The sequence below is a fragment of the Pseudochrobactrum sp. XF203 genome (assembly GCF_020341615.1).
Classification (GTDB): domain Bacteria; phylum Pseudomonadota; class Alphaproteobacteria; order Rhizobiales; family Rhizobiaceae; genus Pseudochrobactrum; species Pseudochrobactrum saccharolyticum.
The window spans coordinates 2,523,630-2,541,762 of record NZ_CP084392.1; the positions used below are offsets into that span (position 1 = coordinate 2,523,630).

The 18,133-nt window shown below is 51.6% G+C and carries 16 protein-coding genes and 1 tRNA gene; 15 read left to right on the forward strand and 2 right to left on the reverse strand.

The annotated features are described in order from the left end of the window. Positions 1-101: 101 nt before the first annotated feature. A complete protein-coding gene (locus LDL70_RS11490) occupies positions 102-1,091 on the forward strand; it encodes an alpha/beta fold hydrolase (protein ID WP_225685101.1) in 990 nt (329 codons plus the stop codon). 10 nt (positions 1,092-1,101) lie between these two features. On the opposite strand, the gene hisN is transcribed toward LDL70_RS11490, so the two are convergent. Then, positions 1,102-1,893 carry a histidinol-phosphatase gene (gene hisN / locus LDL70_RS11495; protein ID WP_370637831.1) on the reverse strand — a complete coding sequence of 264 codons (792 nt, stop codon included), beginning with the start codon at positions 1,891-1,893 and terminating at the stop codon, positions 1,102-1,104. Between the two features lie 306 nt (positions 1,894-2,199). Then, positions 2,200-3,108 (reverse strand): N-formylglutamate amidohydrolase, encoded by a 909-nt coding sequence (locus tag LDL70_RS11500; RefSeq protein ID WP_225685102.1) that lies wholly within the window; start codon positions 3,106-3,108, stop codon positions 2,200-2,202. Positions 3,109-3,536: 428 nt separating this feature from the next. On the opposite strand from LDL70_RS11500, the gene cpdR reads away from it, so the two are divergent. From cpdR to LDL70_RS11570, 14 genes are all read left to right on the forward strand, one after another. Further along, positions 3,537-3,899: a cell cycle two-component system response regulator CpdR gene (gene cpdR, locus LDL70_RS11505; RefSeq protein ID WP_022709690.1), complete on the forward strand. Its 363-nt coding sequence runs from the start codon at positions 3,537-3,539 to the stop codon at positions 3,897-3,899. A gap of 118 nt (positions 3,900-4,017) precedes the next feature. Next, positions 4,018-4,092: transfer RNA gene (locus LDL70_RS11510), tRNA-Val, on the forward strand. Positions 4,093-4,462: 370 nt separating this feature from the next. After that, positions 4,463-5,521, forward strand: coding sequence for a glycosyltransferase family 2 protein (locus LDL70_RS11515; RefSeq protein WP_225685103.1), 1,059 nt, complete (start codon positions 4,463-4,465; stop codon positions 5,519-5,521). A gap of 36 nt (positions 5,522-5,557) precedes the next feature. Next, positions 5,558-6,256, forward strand: a complete 699-nt coding sequence (locus LDL70_RS11520; RefSeq protein ID WP_225685104.1) for a polysaccharide deacetylase family protein — start codon at positions 5,558-5,560, stop codon at positions 6,254-6,256. A gap of 154 nt (positions 6,257-6,410) precedes the next feature. After that, positions 6,411-8,741 (forward strand): 4Fe-4S binding protein, encoded by a 2,331-nt coding sequence (locus LDL70_RS11525; protein WP_370637667.1) that lies wholly within the window; start codon positions 6,411-6,413, stop codon positions 8,739-8,741. 23 nt (positions 8,742-8,764) lie between these two features. Next, a complete protein-coding gene (nosZ, locus tag LDL70_RS11530) occupies positions 8,765-10,681 on the forward strand; it encodes a TAT-dependent nitrous-oxide reductase (protein WP_151160064.1) in 1,917 nt (638 codons plus the stop codon). 71 nt (positions 10,682-10,752) lie between these two features. After that, complete coding sequence (locus LDL70_RS11535) at positions 10,753-12,138, forward strand: nitrous oxide reductase family maturation protein NosD (RefSeq protein WP_225685105.1); 1,386 nt, start codon at positions 10,753-10,755, stop codon at positions 12,136-12,138. Beyond that, positions 12,135-13,055 carry an ABC transporter ATP-binding protein gene (locus LDL70_RS11540; RefSeq protein ID WP_225685106.1) on the forward strand — a complete coding sequence of 307 codons (921 nt, stop codon included), beginning with the start codon at positions 12,135-12,137 and terminating at the stop codon, positions 13,053-13,055. Before LDL70_RS11535 ends, LDL70_RS11540 begins: the two co-directional genes overlap by 4 nt. After that, positions 13,052-13,882 (forward strand): ABC transporter permease subunit, encoded by an 831-nt coding sequence (locus LDL70_RS11545; protein ID WP_225685107.1) that lies wholly within the window; start codon positions 13,052-13,054, stop codon positions 13,880-13,882. The genes LDL70_RS11540 and LDL70_RS11545 overlap by 4 nt, the downstream gene beginning before the upstream one ends. Beyond that, positions 13,879-14,415: a nitrous oxide reductase accessory protein NosL gene (locus LDL70_RS11550; RefSeq protein ID WP_075656996.1), complete on the forward strand. Its 537-nt coding sequence runs from the start codon at positions 13,879-13,881 to the stop codon at positions 14,413-14,415. Before LDL70_RS11545 ends, LDL70_RS11550 begins: the two co-directional genes overlap by 4 nt. A 28-nt stretch (positions 14,416-14,443) precedes the next feature. Continuing rightward, positions 14,444-15,454 carry an FAD:protein FMN transferase gene (locus tag LDL70_RS11555; RefSeq protein ID WP_225685108.1) on the forward strand — a complete coding sequence of 337 codons (1,011 nt, stop codon included), beginning with the start codon at positions 14,444-14,446 and terminating at the stop codon, positions 15,452-15,454. Between the two features lie 119 nt (positions 15,455-15,573). After that, entirely contained in the window at positions 15,574-16,269 is a 696-nt protein-coding gene (locus tag LDL70_RS11560; RefSeq protein WP_225685109.1) for a Crp/Fnr family transcriptional regulator, read from the forward strand. 120 nt (positions 16,270-16,389) lie between these two features. Then, positions 16,390-16,836: a pseudoazurin gene (locus LDL70_RS11565; RefSeq protein WP_022712562.1), complete on the forward strand. Its 447-nt coding sequence runs from the start codon at positions 16,390-16,392 to the stop codon at positions 16,834-16,836. Positions 16,837-16,972: 136 nt separating this feature from the next. Next, the gene (locus LDL70_RS11570; protein WP_225688527.1) at positions 16,973-18,133 is read left to right on the forward strand and encodes an NnrS family protein; all 1,161 of its coding nucleotides are present in this window, start codon (positions 16,973-16,975) and stop codon (positions 18,131-18,133) included.

Genomic DNA, 18,133 nt, shown 5'->3' on the forward strand with positions numbered 1-18,133 from the left:
GGCATTTACAATTTGTCTTCCGCCCGCCATGATCCCGCTATATGCAGACCATATAAGAAGCACTAAAGCTTCACCGGCACGCAATGACAAGAGTAGCAGCAATGACAAATCCGTTTTTTGAGACAGAAAATAACAAGGCACCCGCAGGATTGCAGGCAGGCTATTTTCAGTCTGCCGACGGGTTTGAGCTGCGCTATGCTATTTGTCCCTATGCGGAAGATACACCGCGCAACGGCACTGTCATTTTGCTCCACGGGCGCAATGAAGCCTTTGAAAAATATTATGAAACGATCCGTGATCTGAACCGGCGCGGTTTTTGTGTTGCGACAATGGACTGGCGTGGTCAGGGCGGATCATTCCGCATTCTCAAAGATGCCGCGCGTGGCTATGTCCGAAAATTTTCCGATTACCGCAGTGATTTCGAGATTTTTCTCAAGACGATCATCATGCCGGACTGCCCGCCGCCTTATTATATTCTGGCACATTCAACCGGCGCATTAATCGCCTTGCAATCGCATGAAATGCTGCAATCGCGTATCCGCCGCATGGTGCTGGTTTCCCCTTTTCTCGGGCTGGCGCGCAGCATCTTTTCAGACCGTCAGCTTAGGCCGCTTGCCACATTGCTGGCATCATCCGGTTTTGGCAGCCGCTATGCTGGTAAAGTCCCTTTGCAACTGCCGCCGGAGAGTTTTGACGGCAACCCGCTTACACACGATCAGACCCGCTATCTGCGCAATGCCGCAATCACCCGCGACCACCCGCAACTGGGTATTGCTGGGCCGACAATCCGCTGGCTGGCGCAAACACTCAATGCCATTCACAGCATCAACAATCAGCAATTTTACGAGAATTTTGCGATTCCGACGCTGTTTATCGTTCCCGGTGCCGACCGTGTTGTCGATGGTAAAGCAGCAATGCGCCTTGCTGAAAAACTACGCAGCGCCTCTCTGATTACCATTGACGGTGCACGACACGAATTATTGCAGGAAAGCGATTTTTATCGGGAGCAGGTCTGGGCAGCGTTTGATGCATTCATACCAGGATCAAACGCGCCGGAACAAAATACTGAACCGGCGCTGATTGAAGCATAGGTCGCTATAGTCAGGCGTTCAGTAGTTTCAGAGCCTGTTCATGCAGAGCTGCCGAAGAAGCAGCAACAATATAGCCCCCCTTCTCCGCAGGGCCGCCATCGGCCTGCGTGATGACACCGCCTGCCTGTTCAATCACCGGAATTAAGCCCATCACATCATAGGGCTGCAAACCGCTTTCAATCACCAGATCGGCAAAACCGGAAGCCAGCATTGCATAGGCATAGCAATCCACACCATAACGGGACAAACGCACCTGTGCTTCCAAACGATCAAACGCTTCACGCTGTCCGTCTTTGAACAAAGCGGGTGACGTTGTGAAAACCGTTGCTTCCGACAAATCTGTGGTCTGGCGGGTTTTCAACTGCACATGCCCGCCATTGCCTGCATATTCCGGCCCGCTCCAGAACGCACCATCGCCCAGCGCATAAAACATCTCATTGGTGAAAGGCTGAGACATCATGCCGATACGGGCATCGCCATCGACCATCAGGCCGACCAACGTACCCCAAACCGGCAGTCCGGAAATAAAAGCACGGGTGCCGTCAATCGGATCAATCACCCAGATATGGCTACTGTCGAGATTTTCGCCGCCAAATTCTTCGCCCAGAATTCCGTGATCGGGAAAATGCTGATTGATCACTTTGCGAATGGCTTTTTCAGCCTCGCGATCCGCTTCGGTTACCGGATCAAAACCGACAGTATATTTATTATCGATTGCGATTTTTTGCCGGAATCGCGGCAGGGTTTGTTCAGACGCTGCCTGTGCAACCTCTTTCAAAAACGACGAATTCACCACGAAAATTCACTCCATTTCACAGCAGGATTTTAGCATTTCGACGAAATTTCGGCGATATCTCTCATCAAAATACTTGAGCTACAGCTTTTAGCCAAAGTATTTTGATGAAATATATCAATAAGTTAATTTGATTGTAACTTCAGAAAATTCAGAATTTTCATAAAAATGTCTGATTTTTCCGAATTCCGAATTGACCGTAACTCACCGGCAAAATAAAATAGTTAACGGACAATATGTCTGTTTTCGCCCGCAAGGGCGTTTCCTCCCTAGATTTTGGACCGCACTTTTGTGCGGTCTTTTTTTATGTATTTTTCATTCTGCGGCCTGCGGTTTCTGCAAAAACACATAATCCGGCAAGGCCGTCAGATCTGCCATGAATTGCGTCAGATCACGGCAAAGCCCCGCAAATGACGGCAAGTGCTCAAGGCTGTTTTCGTCGACATAGAGTGCGCGGTTCACTTCAATCTGCAAAGCATGGAAATCACGATGCGGGCGTCCGTAATGCTCGGTAATATAACCGCCGGCATAAGGCTTATTATGCGCAACATTATAGCCCATATTTTGCAGCAGCTCGATTGCCGCCCATGACAAGGCATCCGAACAGGACCGTCCGAAACGGTCACCGATAATGAAATCCGGCCGCCCTGCAATCCCGTTCTGACCGGCATTATCAGCCAGATCCATTCCGCTTGGCATCGAGTGGCAATCCACCAGAACAGCATAGCCAAATTGTGCCCGCGTATCGCTCAGCAACTGTCCGAGCACATGATGATATGGCTTATAGATGGTTTCGATCCGGTCGAGCGCCTCACATAATGGCAGTCTGGATTTATAAATATCCTGACCTTCACCAACGATTTTAGCAATTGTGCCTAAGCCGCCTGCAACCCGTGTCGACCTGATATTCGCATAAGACGGCACAGGCTCGTTAAACATTTTCGGGTCGAGCTCAAAGGGCTCACGATTCACATCCAGATAGGCGCGCGGGAAATGTGCACGCAACAAAGGCGCGCCCAGCGGCACAGCCATGGCGAATAATTCATCCACATAGCAGTCTTCCGACTGACGGATATCATGGGCGCTGAGACGGGATTGCTGCAGAAATGCCGGCGGATAATAATTGCCGCTATGCGGCGAATTAAAAACGAACGGGATGCGCTGTTGCGCCGGAGCACAGACTTCAAAAGGAGTGATTGTCTGAAAATCCCGTTGCAGGCTCATTCTTCACTTTCATATACTGCAAGGGCATATGCCCGGATTATTTGGCCGGATAGCCGGTTCATTTCTCAAGCCTAACTGATAATCCGGAAAAGCAAAGCCGGAATTGTCATATTTTGCCAGAAAATACCGACAGCAGGCATTCAGTTTATTATTTAAGAACAATTTCATACCATGACACATGACATTTTCTTGAACTGCCCTATATGGTATTTTTAACGTCGTTCTTGCCTGCCAAAATGCATAGACAATAAAACACTTTTGCCCTGCCGGTCGCAGAGACGGGGCAGATTAGTGGGAATGATTCATCCGATATTTACCAAAGCAGCGTCTTATAGGATCAGATTGAATCGCTTTTCTTGCCATTTTGTCACCGCAATATCATGCTGGGGACACGCAGATAAAAAGCGTACAGACATTCGGACGGACCAATGAAAAGAATTCTGCTTGCTGAAGATGATAATGATATGCGCCGTTTTCTGGTGAAAGCACTGGAAAAAGCCGGTTATCATGTCACCCATTTTGACAATGGAGCCAGCGCCTATGAGCGTCTGCGCGAAGAGCCCTTCTCTTTGCTGCTGACGGATATTGTTATGCCTGAAATGGACGGAATTGAACTGGCACGTCGTGCAACCGAAATTGATCCTGACCTCAAAGTCATGTTCATCACCGGTTTTGCTGCTGTTGCCCTCAACCCTGATTCAAACGCACCGCGTGAAGCCAAGGTATTGTCCAAGCCGTTTCACCTGCGTGATCTCGTGAATGAGATCGAGAAAATGTTGCTGGCAGCCTGATTTCAGGTATCGGGATAAGCCTGTTGAAAAACAACAGGTAAAACAAAGTTTTTTCTCTTTATTCTTCAAAAGGGCATTGACGCGCGCGAGCCAATATGGTGTATGCGCGTCATCGGATGGGCGTATAGCTCAGCGGGAGAGCACTACATTGACATTGTAGGGGTCACAGGTTCAATCCCTGTTACGCCCACCATCCAAATCCCATAAAATAGTATATTACAACCAGCACAGACGGCATCATGCCGTTACCGGCGCTGCACATCTCACGACCTCTCAAAAACTTTAACGAGGTCTCTCAATCGGGCACAGCTATACTCCGCGCGCTCTCCCCAAATCACCTTTAAATACAGTACCATATCAGCACCAGTATATTATGTAGCGCCTAATAAAGATTCATTTTCACCTTCAATTTATCTAGGTAAAAAAACAGAATAGATCATATTTTTTCAATAAACTTAAAATAATACGCATTTTTATGAGTAAAACAGATTTTTAAAGTGACAATAAATTGTTACCTTATGATATTATAAGCATTCTTATCGCGACTATCTGCACGGGAGATTGTGGGGAAATTATCTCACGTTCAGATAGGTGGGGCAGATAGATGGGAATCAAAGTCGGGGTCACAGGGGGAATTGTTTTTGGTTTCAAAAACGCACCGGAAAATTTGCATCGGTACGATCACAAAAGATCGCCCCGTTATGCTGCAGAAATTGCTGATGTCTTATGCCCGGCTGATTATTCCTGAGGGGACACAGGTCTGTTTTTTAATTGCAGAAAACAATCACGAGAAAACAGTCTGCTCGATTATCAATGACTTTAAGGCAAGAGTTTCGCCTGCTGAAGTCGTCTATACTGTTGAGCCGGTTTTAGGCATCGCATCCGCCCGAAATCACGTGCTCAATTATGCTGTTGATCATGGTTATGATCTGCTGACATTTGCTGACGATGACGAGCAGGTAGAGCCGCAATGGCTCATGGAATTGCTGAAAGAACGCGATCACCACAATCTTGATATTGTCGGCGCACCGGTACGTTTTGCACCACCGGAAGGCAAATTGTCATTCTGGCAAAAAATTGTCTGGCAGGGTGTCGATAAAGTAAACCGCAATGCTGAAAACCGCTCCATTAAAAAGCGCGATGAAGGCAAAGCCGGACAGCTGAAACTTGCGACCGGCAGCTGGATGGGCAATCTCGACTTTTTCCGCTCGACAGGATTGCGCTTTGACGCAGCTTTGGGTCAGGCCGGCGGCGAAGACTGGCAGCTATGGGCCGAGGCGAAAGCTCTTGGCGCAAAAACAGGCTGGACACCGCACGCCATTGCCTATGAAACCGTTCCCGCTTCACGTCTGAAACTGAGCTATTATTATCGCCGTAACCGCGATCATGCCAGAACAGTGCATCTGGAACGCATGAAAAACCAAAAGAGCGGCAGCTTATGGCGCACCTTCAAATCCGTTCTTTCGCGTGTTTATAAAGTGCTTGTCGGCAGCTTATTACTGCCCATCTATCGCGAAAGAGGCCTGCTAACGATTGCTGCGAATTTAGGCAGTCTGGTCGGCTTTATCGATGGAGCCCGTGGCAAAAAATCCATGCATTATGTTGATATTGACGGCTACTGATAGCTTCCCCTGCCCGAAGAGTAAAAGCATCTGCCTATGACAGTACCAATCCTTGTCTATCATCATATTGCAGCTGTCGGCAGCAGTGTCCTTTTTCGCAGCCTTTTTGTGCATCCTAAACGCTTTGCAAGTCAGATGCGCTGGCTGAAAAAACTCGGCTATCAGGGGCTCTCTGTGCGGGATGCCATGCCTTATATTAAGGGAGAAAAAACCGGAAAGGTTGCTGTCCTGACTTTTGATGACGGCTTCCTGAATGTGCTGGAAAATGCCGCACCGGTTCTGGCAGAATGCGGCTTCACCGCCACGAATTATTTTGTGGCCAACCAGATTGGTGGCAGCAATATTTGGGACAAGGCAATCGGCATTCCGGAAATGGCATGTATGTCCGTTACGCAAATGCGTGAATGGGCAGCATTGGGGCATGAAGTCGGCGCCCATACGCTTGATCATGTCAATCTGAATGACACACCGGATGAGGAAGCCCGCCGCCAGATCAGTGAATCAAAATCACGTCTGGAGGACATGCTGGGCGCAGAGGTTCCTCATTTTTGCTATCCCTACGGTGCCAATAATCAGACACACCGCTTAATGGCACGTGAGGCAGGTTTTCAAACTGCGGTCACGACAATTGCCGCTCGCGCTAAACCAAATGATGACCCGTTTGGCATTCCGAGAATATATATCCGTCGCAATCATACATTGCCGGAATTTTTATACCGTGTGTATTTCCGCTAAGAACAGCAAACTGCACATATTCAGATAATTAACACCTGCAATTATCGTCAGTTTGTTCTGACGCAAAGACGCATTCCGCCACTTCATTAAAGTCCACTGCATAACCGCTGAGCAGCCTGCTGCTGCAGCACCTGACTTGCAGTGAGCACCTGATATGAATCGCTTTCATGATCGTCCGGCATTTTTCATCAGAAAACTGATCCTGCTGTTCTGTCTTCTGTTAAGCGGCTTCATCAGCCTGCAATCGACAGCCTTTGCCGCTCAACTGGATAAGTATCTGCCTGTGCTAAAAGTGCAGGAACTATTTCAGGATGCGGATCGTATCGGCACGCCGCAAGGCGAACCGCCGATTGCGCCGGTTTATAAAAATCAGAATCTGCTCGGCTATATTTATCTGAATTCGGATTTTACCAGTTCAGTCGGCTATTCCGGCAAGCCGATCCATATTCTCGTCGGCATTGATACCAAAGGTATCATTCGCGGCATCAAACTTGCCGACCATAAAGAGCCGATTGTGCTGATCGGCATTCCCGAAGCCAAAGTGGTTGCGGCGCTCAACTCCCTCATCAACAGCGATTTCAATGCCGTTGCATCCGGTACAGCCAAACCGCCTCAGGTCGAAATTGTCAGCGGTGCCACGGTTACTGTTCTGGTGATGGGTGACAGTGTAGTGCGCTCGGCTGTCGGGCTGATCCGTAGCGGTCGTCTGGGTAATCAGCTTGCTGCCGGACAAGTCGCGGCACCGCAGAAAACCCGCACTGTTGATCTGTCAAAACAGGATATCCGTGACTGGCAGGAACTGACCGGTGACGGTTCTGTCCGCAGCCTGAAGCTCAGCGTCGGCGAAGTAACGCAAGCTTTTCTTGACGCTAAACAGCCGCAAGCCGCAGGCAATCCTGAAACATCCGATCCTGAAGATCAATTCATCGAGCTTTATATCGCGCCGGTATCGGTACCCTCTATCGGCCTCAGCCTGCTTGGACAGGCCGGTTATGACCAGATGCAAAAACGGCTTAAACCCGGCCAGCAGGCCGTACTGGTTGCCGGTGATGGTGCCTATTCCTTCAAGGGATCAGGTTACGTACGCGGCGGTATTTTCGACCGTATCGAACTGTTGCAGGACGGTCAGGGCATCCGTTTTCGGGATAAAAACCATACGCGTATCGGCAATATTGCTGCTGAAGGCGCACCGGATTTGCGTGAAATCGCACTGTTCACGGTGCCGGAAGGTTTCGCTTTCGACGTAACAAAGCCATGGGAACTGCAATTACTGGTACAGCGTGGCTTTGGTGCCCGTGACAAAGCCAGCATCTTCTATGACCTCGGTTATACGCTTCCCGACCAATATGTGACCATCACCGCACCTGCCAAACCTGTACCCGCTCCCGTGCAGCCTGCACAAGATGCTGCCACTGCGAATAATCCACATGTCAGCGCACCGGCCGGTGAAGCATCCATGCCTGATTTCTTCGGAGAAGATAATCCGCTGTGGATCCAGATGTGGCAGATGAACAAAATCAATATTGTGATTACTGCTTTCGCCATTCTGGTACTGGTCGCAATCTTCTTCTTCCAGAACCATCTGGTCAGACGTCCGCGCTTCTTCGCATGGGTCAGACGCGGCTATCTTCTGTTCATCCTTATCTGGCTTGGCTTCTACACCAACACCCAATTATCGGTCGTCAATGTCCTGACTTTCACCAATTCGCTCATCACCGGTTTCAACTGGGAGTTCTTCCTGACCTCCCCGCTGACCTTCCTGTTATGGGGTTCGGTTGCTGCCGGTCTGCTGTTCTGGGGACGCGGCCCGTTCTGCGGCTGGCTCTGCCCCTTCGGTGCGCTGCAGGAACTGAGCAACAATCTGGCACAATGGCTGAAAGTACCGCAGGTCAAACTGCCTTGGGGTCTGCATGAACGTCTGTGGCCGATCAAATATATTATCTTCCTCGGCCTGTTTGGTCTGTCCCTCTATTCCGTGGCTCTGGCCGAAGTTTTCGCTGAAGTCGAACCGTTCAAAACCGCGATCATCCTGAAATTCGCCCGCGAATGGCCGTTCGTGATCTATGCCCTGACATTGCTGACTGCCGGTCTGTTCATCGAGCGCTTCTTCTGCCGCTATCTGTGCCCGCTCGGCGCGGCACTCGCCATACCCGGCCGTATCCGCATGTTTGAATGGCTGAAACGCTGGCCGGAATGCGGCTCGCCATGTCAGCGCTGCGCCGTTGAATGTCCGGTGCAGTCCATCCATCCGGAAGGCCAGATCAATGTCAATGAATGTATCTACTGCATGCATTGTCAGGAACTTTATCACGATGACCAGCGCTGCCCGCATATGATTCAGGTGCGTGTCAAACGTGAGAAATTCGCTGCCCGCAACGCACCTTATACGCCACCGGCAGAGCGTACCGGCAATCAGTCAAAAACCATCATCACCCATAACGGACAACCTGTTACCGGCGCATCCGCACCGGACGCAGCATCCTGAAATTTTCAACTGGAGACAAAGCAATGTCTGAGCAAGAAAATAAGACCCGCATGAACAGACGGCAATTACTCGGCACCTCGGCTTTTGTAGCCGCTGCCGGTGCCAGCGGCATGGGCGGTGCGCTTGTCATGGCTGGCGCACCGAAGCAGGCCATGGCGGCATCCGCATCCGGTTCAAGTGCGGAGGTAAAACCGGGGGAACTGGATGAATATTACACATTCTTTTCCAGCGGCCAGAGCGGTGAAGTGCGTATTGTCGGCCTGCCATCCATGCGTGAGCTGATGCGCATTCCGGTTTTCAACCGTGACAGTGCCACCGGCTGGGGGCAGACCAATGAAAGTCTGAAAGTTCTCCGTGACGGCATGTTGCCTGAAGACCGTGAGTTTATGAAAGACCGCGGCGGCGTTTTCGACAATGGCGATCTGCACCATCCGCATCTTTCCTTTACCGACGGCACCTATGACGGCCGCTATCTCTATGCCAATGACAAGGCCAATACCCGCGTCTGCCGTATCCGTCTTGATGTGATGAAATGCGACAAGATCATTCAGCTGCCGAACCAGCACACGGTTCATGGCCTGCGCGTGCAGAAATATCCGAAGACCGGCTATGTCTTCTGTAATGGTGAAGACCGCGTGCCGATCCCGAATGACGGTAAAAATCTGACAGATACCAAAAACTATCATGCGATTTTCACCGCAGTAGACGGCGAAAGCATGAAGGTAGCATGGCAGGTCATGGTCAGCGGCAATCTCGATAATGTGGACTGTGACTATCAGGGCAAATATGCTTTTGCCACTTGCTACAATTCCGAAGAGGGCGTGACACTGGCCGAAATGATGGGCAGTGAGCAGGACTGGATTGTTATCTTCAACCTGAAACGCATTGAAGAAGCGGTTGCCAAAGGCGAGTTCAAGGAAATCAACGGCGTGCCGGTGATTGACGGACGCAAAGGCTCTAAATTCACCCGCTATATTCCGGTACCGAACAGCCCGCATGGTATGAATACCGCGCCGGATGGCATCCATATTGTGGCCAATGGTAAATTGTCGCCGACCGTCACCGTTTTCGATGTGCGCAAATTTGACGACCTGTTTGATGACAAAATCAATCCGCGTGATGCCGTTGTGGCAGAGCCGGAACTCGGTCTCGGGCCTTTGCACACGGCCTATGACGGCAAGGGCAATGCCTATACGACACTGTTTATCGACAGTCAGGTCTGCAAGTGGAACATTGAGGATGCCAAACGTGCCTTTAAGGGCGAAAAGGTTGATCCGATCCGCCAGAAACTTGATGTGCATTATCAGCCGGGCCACAACCACACCTCGATGGGACAGACCAAAGAGGCTGACGGTAAATGGCTGATCTCCCTCAATAAATTCTCCAAAGACCGCTATCTCAATGTGGGTCCTCTCAAACCGGAAAATGACCAGCTCATTGATATTTCCGGAGATAAAATGGTGATTGTCCATGACGGACCAAGCTTTGCCGAACCGCATGACGCAACAATCGTACATCGCTCCAAGATCAATCCGGTCAATGCCTGGAATCGTGAAGATCCGTTCTTTGCCGATGCTGTTGCACAGGCAAAGGCCGATGGCGTCGATCTGATGGAGGCTGCTGAGGTCATCCGCGACGGTAATAAAGTCCGCGTCTATATGACCTCTGCCGCACCGGCCTTCAGCCTTGAGGAATTCACCGTCAAACAGGGCGATGAAGTCACTGTCTATGTAACCAATATTGATGAAATCGAAGACCTAACCCATGGTTTCTCGATCATCAATTACGGGATCAATATGGAAGTGGCACCGCAGGCCACCGCCTCGGTCACCTTCATCGCCAATAAGCCGGGCGTGTGGTGGTACTACTGCTCGTGGTTCTGCCATGCCATGCATATGGAAATGAAAGGCCGTATGCTTGTTGAGCCGAAAGGCGCTTAAGCATCATGCAGCATCAGCGCCATAAGGAAAAACGCAATTCCGCAGCTTTACCGGAGCACAGAGCGCCCGCAATGAAGCACTATGCTTTGGCCACGGCTTTGTGTTTTTCCGGCCTGCTGCCCGCACTGATTTCTCCGGCACTGGCCGGAGAGATCACCGTATCTGCCGGACAAAATCTGCAATCCGTCCTTGATCAGGCACCGGCGGGGGAAACGATCCGCCTGCTCAAAGGGCGGCATGACGGGTCAGTCGTCATTGACAAGACAGTCATGCTGGAGGGGGAAGCCGGAGCCGTGCTTTACGGCTCCGGTACCGGCAATACGATTACCGTCAATGCACCGGAAACCATCATTCGCGGGTTGGAAATCCGTGGTTCCGGCGACAATCTCTTTGATCTCAATTCCGGTATTTTCATCGCCAAAACCGCCACCGGCGCACGCGCAGAGAATAACCGGCTGATTGATAATCTCTATGGTATCTATCTGCATGGCGCCAAGGATTCCGTGGCCGAAGGCAATGAGATTATTGGCAAGCGCGGTGTGCGTATGGCGCAAACCGGCAGCGGTGTTTCCATCTGGAATGCACCGGGTGCCAAAGTGCTGAATAATATCATCCGCTATGGCCGTGACGGCATTTATACCAATGCCAGCCGCAAGAATATCTTCCGTGGCAATCTCATGGAAAATGTGCGCTTTGCTGTCCATTATATGTACACCAATGACAGCGAAGTCAGCGATAATATCTCGCGCAATAATTCTGTCGGCTTTGCCATTATGTATACCAGCCGGCTCAAAATTACCGGCAATCTTTCGGAGGGTGACCGCGATCACGGGTTGCTGCTAAACTATGCCAACAGTTCCGTCATCACCGGCAATCGGGTGATCGGCAAAATGCAATCGGCTGACCGCTGGATGGATGCCGGTGTACAAAGCGCCGAGCACGGCATGCCAGCACCGGAAACTGACCCGTCTGCAGAGACTGGCAACCTGCGGCTGGGGCCTGAGAAATGCGTTTTCATCTACAACGCCAATAAGAACAAATTCACCGGCAATCAGTTTGAAAATTGCAGCATCGGCATTCATTTTACTGCCGGTTCCGAAGGCAATGTGATGAGCGGCAATGCCTTCATCAACAGCCGCAATCAGGTCAAATATGTCGGCACCCGTAATCTCGACTGGTCGGCCAAAGGCCGCGGCAATTTCTGGAGCGACAATCCCGCCTTTGACCTCAATGGCGACGGCATTGCTGACAGCCCCTACCGGCCGAATGATCTGATCGACAAAGTGCTGTGGACAGCTCCGCAGGCCAAAATTCTTATCAACAGTCCGGCGATCCAGACAATCCGCTGGGCGCAGACGCAATTTCCCGCATTGATGCCCGGTGGTGTCATTGACAGCTATCCGCTGATGAAACCGCCTGCGATGCCGGTCAAATCCGGAGGCGAAAATAAATCATGACTGAAACTGTAAAGCTTGCCGGTGTTACCAAAACCTATGGCACATTCAATGCCATCAGCGATGCGTCCTATGTGCTGAATGCCGGTGAAAATATTGCCTTGGTCGGCCATAATGGTGCAGGCAAAACCACAATGATCAAGCTGATGTTGGGACTGATCCGCCCGACACATGGCAAAGTGCTGGTGCTGGGTGAAGATCCCGCAGCCGGACAATTTGCGGCACGGCGCAAGCTTGGCTATCTGCCCGAGCATGTCTCTTTCAATATGGCGCTGACCGGACGGGAAACTCTGTCCTTTTACGCCAAGCTCAAATCCGTTCCCGTGAAGGAAACCGCAGCACTGCTCGATCATGTCGGCCTGTCCCATGCGGCAGACCGCCGTGTCGGCACCTATTCCAAAGGCATGCGCCAGCGGCTTGGTCTGGCGCAGGCTTTGCTCGGCAAACCCGCTGTGCTGCTGCTGGATGAACCGACAACCGGCCTTGATCCGGCCTTGCGTAAAAACTTTTACGATCTGCTGGAGGTTATGCGTGCGGAAGGTACCACTATTCTGATGTCCTCTCATGCGCTCACTGAACTGGAAAATCGTGTCGGACGGGTGATTATCGCCAATCGCGGCAAGGTCATCGCAGACGGTTCACTGGATGATCTGCGCCATATTGCGCGTCTGCCGGTGCGTATCCGTGTCAGCTTAGCCGAAGGTGAAACCGCACCGCACAGCGCCGGACAATCCCTGCGGATTGGCTGGCGGAAAACCGGCTTTGCAAGTTTTGAGGCGGATGTTTCCGCAGAAGATAAAATGCAGGTTCTGAACTCCGTTATCGCTCAGAACCATAACATCACGGATATTGATGTCATGGCACCTACTCTGGATGAGCTTTACGCCCATTTCCTCACAGTTAAAGAGGCCGCGGAATGAAAAATCTCATTCATATTGCCGGTAAGGAAATTCAGGAAGGGTTGCGCAACCGCTGGGTGCTGGCAACCACGCTGCTGCTGGCTGCGCTGGCGCTCAGCATGAGCTTCCTCGGCAATGCACCGACCGGCAGCACCATCGGCTCCAACCGGCTGGATGTGGTGATTGTCAGTCTCTCCAGCCTCACCATTTTTCTGATCCCGCTGATTGCACTGCTGATCTCTCATGATGCTGTTGTCGGCGAGATGGAACGCGGCACCATGCTGTTACTGCTGAGTTACCCGATCGGGCGCAAACAGGTCATTCTTGGCAAGTTTCTCGGACAGCTCACTATTCTCGCTTTCGCGACCCTGTTCGGCTATGGCAGCACCGCCATAGTGCTTGCACTGACAGGCGGCGGCATTGATGCGGCAAGCTGGCTGGCTTTACTGTCACTGATCGGCAGTTCCATCTTGCTCGGCGCGGTATTCATCGCCATCGGTTTTTTCGCCAGCACAATCGTGCGTGAGCGCAGCACTGCTGCGGGTATTGCCATCGGTATCTGGCTGCTCTTTGTGCTGATCTATGACATGGCGCTGCTTGGCCTGCTGGTTTTTGATCAGGGGCAGATGATCGGCACTGCTTTGCTCAATATTTTGCTGCTTATCAACCCGACAGATGCCTATCGCCTGCTCAATTTCGGCACAGGCGGTGCCGGTGCCCTCACCGGCATGGGCGGCGTTGCTGGCACCACAACTCTGAGCGCAGGTGTCCTCACTCTGGCGCTGGGATTATGGACTGCCATTCCGCTCGGCCTTTCCATACTCATCTTTTCAAGGAAAGAACTATGAGACTGATCTCCCTTTTCATCCCTGTCATTGCCGCTCTTACCCTGTCCGCCTGTTCGCCTGAAAAACAGGCTGAGACACCGGCACCTTTCGCGCTGACGGAAGCTGCCATGGGGCGCTATTGCGGCATGAATGTTCTGGAACATAGCGGCCCGAAAGGTCAGATCATTCTGCATCCGGCAAGTGAAGCCATCTGGTTCTCCTCTGCCCGTGACACGCTGGCTTTTACCATGTTGCCGGAAGAGCCGAAAAATATCGCGGCAATCTATGTCTCCGATATGGCCAAAGCCCCAAGCTGGGAGCAACCGGGCGCACAAAACTGGGTTGATGCGAAAAAGGCTTTTTTCGTCATCAACAGCAATGCTACCGGCGGCATGGGGGCTAAAGAAACCGTGCCCTTCTCTACCCGTGAAGCGGCAGAGCAATTTGCCAAAGATAAAGGCGGCGACATCGTTACCTTTGCCGACATTCCGCAGGACTATGTTCTCGGCACCTCAGACGCGCCAACTGAAGCACCAATGAGCACACATCACTAATCTCATGAATATTTGCACGGAGGCTGCCATGACAAACCGTATCAATCGCAGACGTTTTATCGGTATCAGCTGTGCTGCTGCGGGTCTGAGCCTCCTGCCGTTTCATGCCGGTGCATCTGCACATAATAATGCTGTGACCTGGCAGGGCTTTGCCCTTGGCGCACCGGCAAAAATCATTCTGCATCATCCCGACAAGAGGGCCGCAGAAGCCCTCCTCCGGCAGGTTCGTGCGGAAATCGCACGTCTGGAAGGTATTTTCAGCCTTTACCGGCCAGACTCTGAACTTGCCTCGCTCAACCGCTCCGGTGCTCTGGCGATACCATCGCCGGAGCTGGTTGAGTTGCTGGAAAAATGCCGTGGTTTTTGGGAGAAAAGCGGCGGTCTGTTTGACCCGACCATTCAGCCGCTTTGGGCATGTCTTGCGCGGCATTTCTCCGCAGAACATGCCGCTGCCTCCGGCCCCTCCGCACAGGAATTGCAGCAGGCGCAGTCTTTAACCGGCTTTGATGCCGTGCGCTTCAGTAAAGACCGGATTGTTTTTGACCGCCCGCATATGGCCATGACCCTCAATGGTGTGGCACAAGGCTATATCACTGATCTGATTACGCAATTACTGGCAGACCACGGCGTGACCAATACGCTGATAAATCTGGGTGAATATCGTAGTCTGGATAATCAGCCCGATGGTACGCCCTGGCAGATCGGTATTGCCGATCTTGAAACCGATCCGCAGCCCGATGCGATGCTGCAACTCTCCGGCAATGCACTGGCCACATCCGGCGGTGCCGGTTTCCGGTTTGATCCGGACGGGCATTTCAACCATCTGCTCAATCCGAAAGCTGTGAACAGTCATGAACTGTCTTCGTCCCATTATCAGCGACTGACAGTTATCGCGCCTGACGCCACTTCTGCCGATGCATGGGCGACAGCCTTCAGCCTGATGGAGCAGGCAGAAATCCGTGCAATCCTGCAAAATATGTCCGCAACTTCTGTCTATATAAAAACTGAAAAAGATGGTTTTCAGCGGTTAAAAGTCTGAAAATGATAGCAATATATTGAATTGCGCCACGCTTCACAAAGCTTTACTACTCATCCCACATTGATGAACACAGGGTCGGTCACGGCGACGGCTCTATAGCGTATCATGACTGCAAAGGGATGAGTATGATTGACCGGACGCTTGTCAGCGCATTGCCGATCTTTGCAGGCATGGAAGAAAGCGCTCTGGACAAACTGCTCTCCAATGCGGCTCAGCGCCCTGTTGCCAAAGGCGCTAAAGTCTTCGAGCAAGGTCAAAAAGCAACCTCATTCTATCTGCTTCTGCAAGGCCGGTTGAAAGTCATGCAGGTTACCGCCGGTGGTCAGCAGCTGATTGTGCGCGTCGTCCATCCCGGTGATTTATTCGGATTTGCTCTGGCAATCGGGCGCACAGAATATCCGGGCACACCGATTGCTGTCGCCGACAGTATTGTACTCGCATGGCCGATGAACATGATGAACAGCTTTCTGGAGCGCAATCCCACGCTGGCAATTAACGCCATGCAGATGATCGGCCAGCGGCTGGATCAGGCGCATAACCGTATCCGTGAAATGTCCACGCAGGAAGTGGAGCGCCGCATCGCGCATACGGTTATCCGGTTAGCACAGGAAGCGGGCATTCATGAAGGTGCTGATATCCGCATTGATTTTCCGATTTCGCGGCAGGATATTGCCGAAATGACCGGCACCACATTGCATACGGTTTCACGCATACTCAGCAACTGGGAAACCAGAGGACTGGTCAAAGGCGGACGGCAATTGCTTCTGGTTTCCAATCTGTCCGGCCTTAAAAGACTGGCCGAGCACGAAGACTAAAATACTCCACCATTTTTGTCCGGTTTTTCAGCCTCTTTGCGCCCCGACAAAGAGGTATGTTTCAATCTGTCCTAAGAAACGGGCAGCCGCTGAAGCGGTTACCTTTTTTCGGAGACTGACATGAAACTTACCGCAACAAAACTGGCTCTGACAGCAGGCGTTTTCGCCCTCTTCACCCTGCCGTCTCTGGCTGCCGATATTGAAGTACACATGCTTAATAAAGGCGCAGAAGGCGCAATGGTCTTTGAGCCCGCCTATATCAAAGCCAATCCCGGCGACAACATCATTTTCATCCCGACGGATAAAGGTCACAATGTCGAGTCGGTCAAAGATATGATCCCTGAAGGCGTTGAAAAGTTCAAAAGCAAAATCAATGAGAACTACACGCTGACTGTCCAGCAGGACGGTGCTTATCTGGTTAAATGCACACCGCATTATTCCATGGGCATGGTCGCTCTGATCGTTGTCGGTGACAATCCGGCTAATCTCGATGCCATTGTGGCCGCGAAAAAGCCAAAGCCGGTGCAGCAGCGCCTCGAAAAAGCAATTGCCAGCGCACAAAAATAACAGCCCTGCCTGATGCAGGTTTGCATACCGGCCCGCATGTTGAGATGAGGACACCGCTGTGAACGCCCCTGATACCGCTGACCATCTGAAAAACGAAAACACCAAAACCAGAAAACCGGTGCCGCGCGGGTTAAAAATGACCGGCCCTGTGCTTTTCAGCTATGGTTTCAGGCCGTTTTTCCTCGGTGCCGGTATCTGGGCTGTGCTTGCCATGCTGTTGTGGATTTTATCCCTCACACTCGGCATGCCGCTGGGCGGTTCTTATGATGCACTCAACTGGCATGCCCATGAAATGCTGTTCGGTTTCGGTTCTGCGGTTCTGGCAGGGTTTCTGCTGACCGCTGTACCGAACTGGACCGGCAGCCTGCCGGTCTCCGGCACACCGCTGATCATTCTTGCCGGTTTCTGGCTGGCGGGACGTCTGGCCTTTCTCTATCCCGATCTCATCCATTTCTATGCGGCAATCGCATTGGAAAGCCTGTTTCTGCCATTGTTGCTGGTCATTTGCGCAAGAGAAATCATTGCCGGCAAACAATGGAAAAATCTGAAAGTGCTGATCGGTGTCACACTTCTCACCATCGCCAATCTGATCTTCCATTATACTGTGATAACCGATGGTGATATTGCTTTTGCCAGCCGTATCGCTGTCAGTGCCTATGTGCTGCTGATTATGATTATCGGCGGCCGTATCGTGCCGAGCTTCACCCGCAACTGGCTCAACCGCAATCAGAAAAAACGTTTTCCTGTACCGTTTAACCGCTATGATGCGCTTTGCATCATCACAGGCGCATTAACGCTTCTAAGCTGGATAGTTGCGCCGGAAACGCCGGTCACACTCGTGCTCGCCAGTCTGGCTGCGATCTTGCATATTGCGAGACTGGTACGCTGGCGCGGCTGGGAAACCGCACCGGAAAAACTCCTGCTCATCCTGCATATTGCCTATGCTTTCATTCCCGCAGGTTTTATAGCGATCGCTTTGTCTGCCGCTGATATACTCAATGCCTATTCAACATTGCATATTCTGACAGTCGGCGCTGTCGCGACCATGATGCTGGCAGTGATGGGACGTGCCACACGCGGACACACCGGCAATATGCTCAGCGCATCTCCGCTCACCATTCTGTCTTATGTCTGTCTGATTGCCTCAGCACTCCTCAGACCATTTGCGGAAATTATTCTGAATTATTTCCATACAATTCTGGCAGTGTCGGCGCTGTTATGGATTGCGGCTTTCGCCCTTTATGTCATCGAATATGCACCGATGCTGCTGCAGGATCGCCGCCAGCGGGCAGAATAA

Coding starts and splice junctions, on each gene's coding strand:
- LDL70_RS11545 (WP_225685107.1), top strand. CDS start 13,052: ATGAAAAATCTCATTCATATTGCCGGTAAGGAAATTCAGGAAGGGTTG.
- LDL70_RS11565 (WP_022712562.1), top strand. CDS start 16,390: ATGAAACTTACCGCAACAAAACTGGCTCTGACAGCAGGCGTTTTCGCC.
- LDL70_RS11525 (WP_370637667.1), top strand. CDS start 6,411: ATGAATCGCTTTCATGATCGTCCGGCATTTTTCATCAGAAAACTGATC.
- LDL70_RS11500 (WP_225685102.1), bottom strand. CDS start 3,108: ATGAGCCTGCAACGGGATTTTCAGACAATCACTCCTTTTGAAGTCTGT.
- LDL70_RS11520 (WP_225685104.1), top strand. CDS start 5,558: ATGACAGTACCAATCCTTGTCTATCATCATATTGCAGCTGTCGGCAGC.
- LDL70_RS11560 (WP_225685109.1), top strand. CDS start 15,574: ATGAGTATGATTGACCGGACGCTTGTCAGCGCATTGCCGATCTTTGCA.
- LDL70_RS11555 (WP_225685108.1), top strand. CDS start 14,444: ATGACAAACCGTATCAATCGCAGACGTTTTATCGGTATCAGCTGTGCT.
- LDL70_RS11490 (WP_225685101.1), top strand. CDS start 102: ATGACAAATCCGTTTTTTGAGACAGAAAATAACAAGGCACCCGCAGGA.
- LDL70_RS11535 (WP_225685105.1), top strand. CDS start 10,753: ATGAAGCACTATGCTTTGGCCACGGCTTTGTGTTTTTCCGGCCTGCTG.
- LDL70_RS11570 (WP_225688527.1), top strand. CDS start 16,973: ATGACCGGCCCTGTGCTTTTCAGCTATGGTTTCAGGCCGTTTTTCCTC.
- LDL70_RS11540 (WP_225685106.1), top strand. CDS start 12,135: ATGACTGAAACTGTAAAGCTTGCCGGTGTTACCAAAACCTATGGCACA.
- cpdR (WP_022709690.1), top strand. CDS start 3,537: ATGAAAAGAATTCTGCTTGCTGAAGATGATAATGATATGCGCCGTTTT.
- nosZ (WP_151160064.1), top strand. CDS start 8,765: ATGTCTGAGCAAGAAAATAAGACCCGCATGAACAGACGGCAATTACTC.
- LDL70_RS11550 (WP_075656996.1), top strand. CDS start 13,879: ATGAGACTGATCTCCCTTTTCATCCCTGTCATTGCCGCTCTTACCCTG.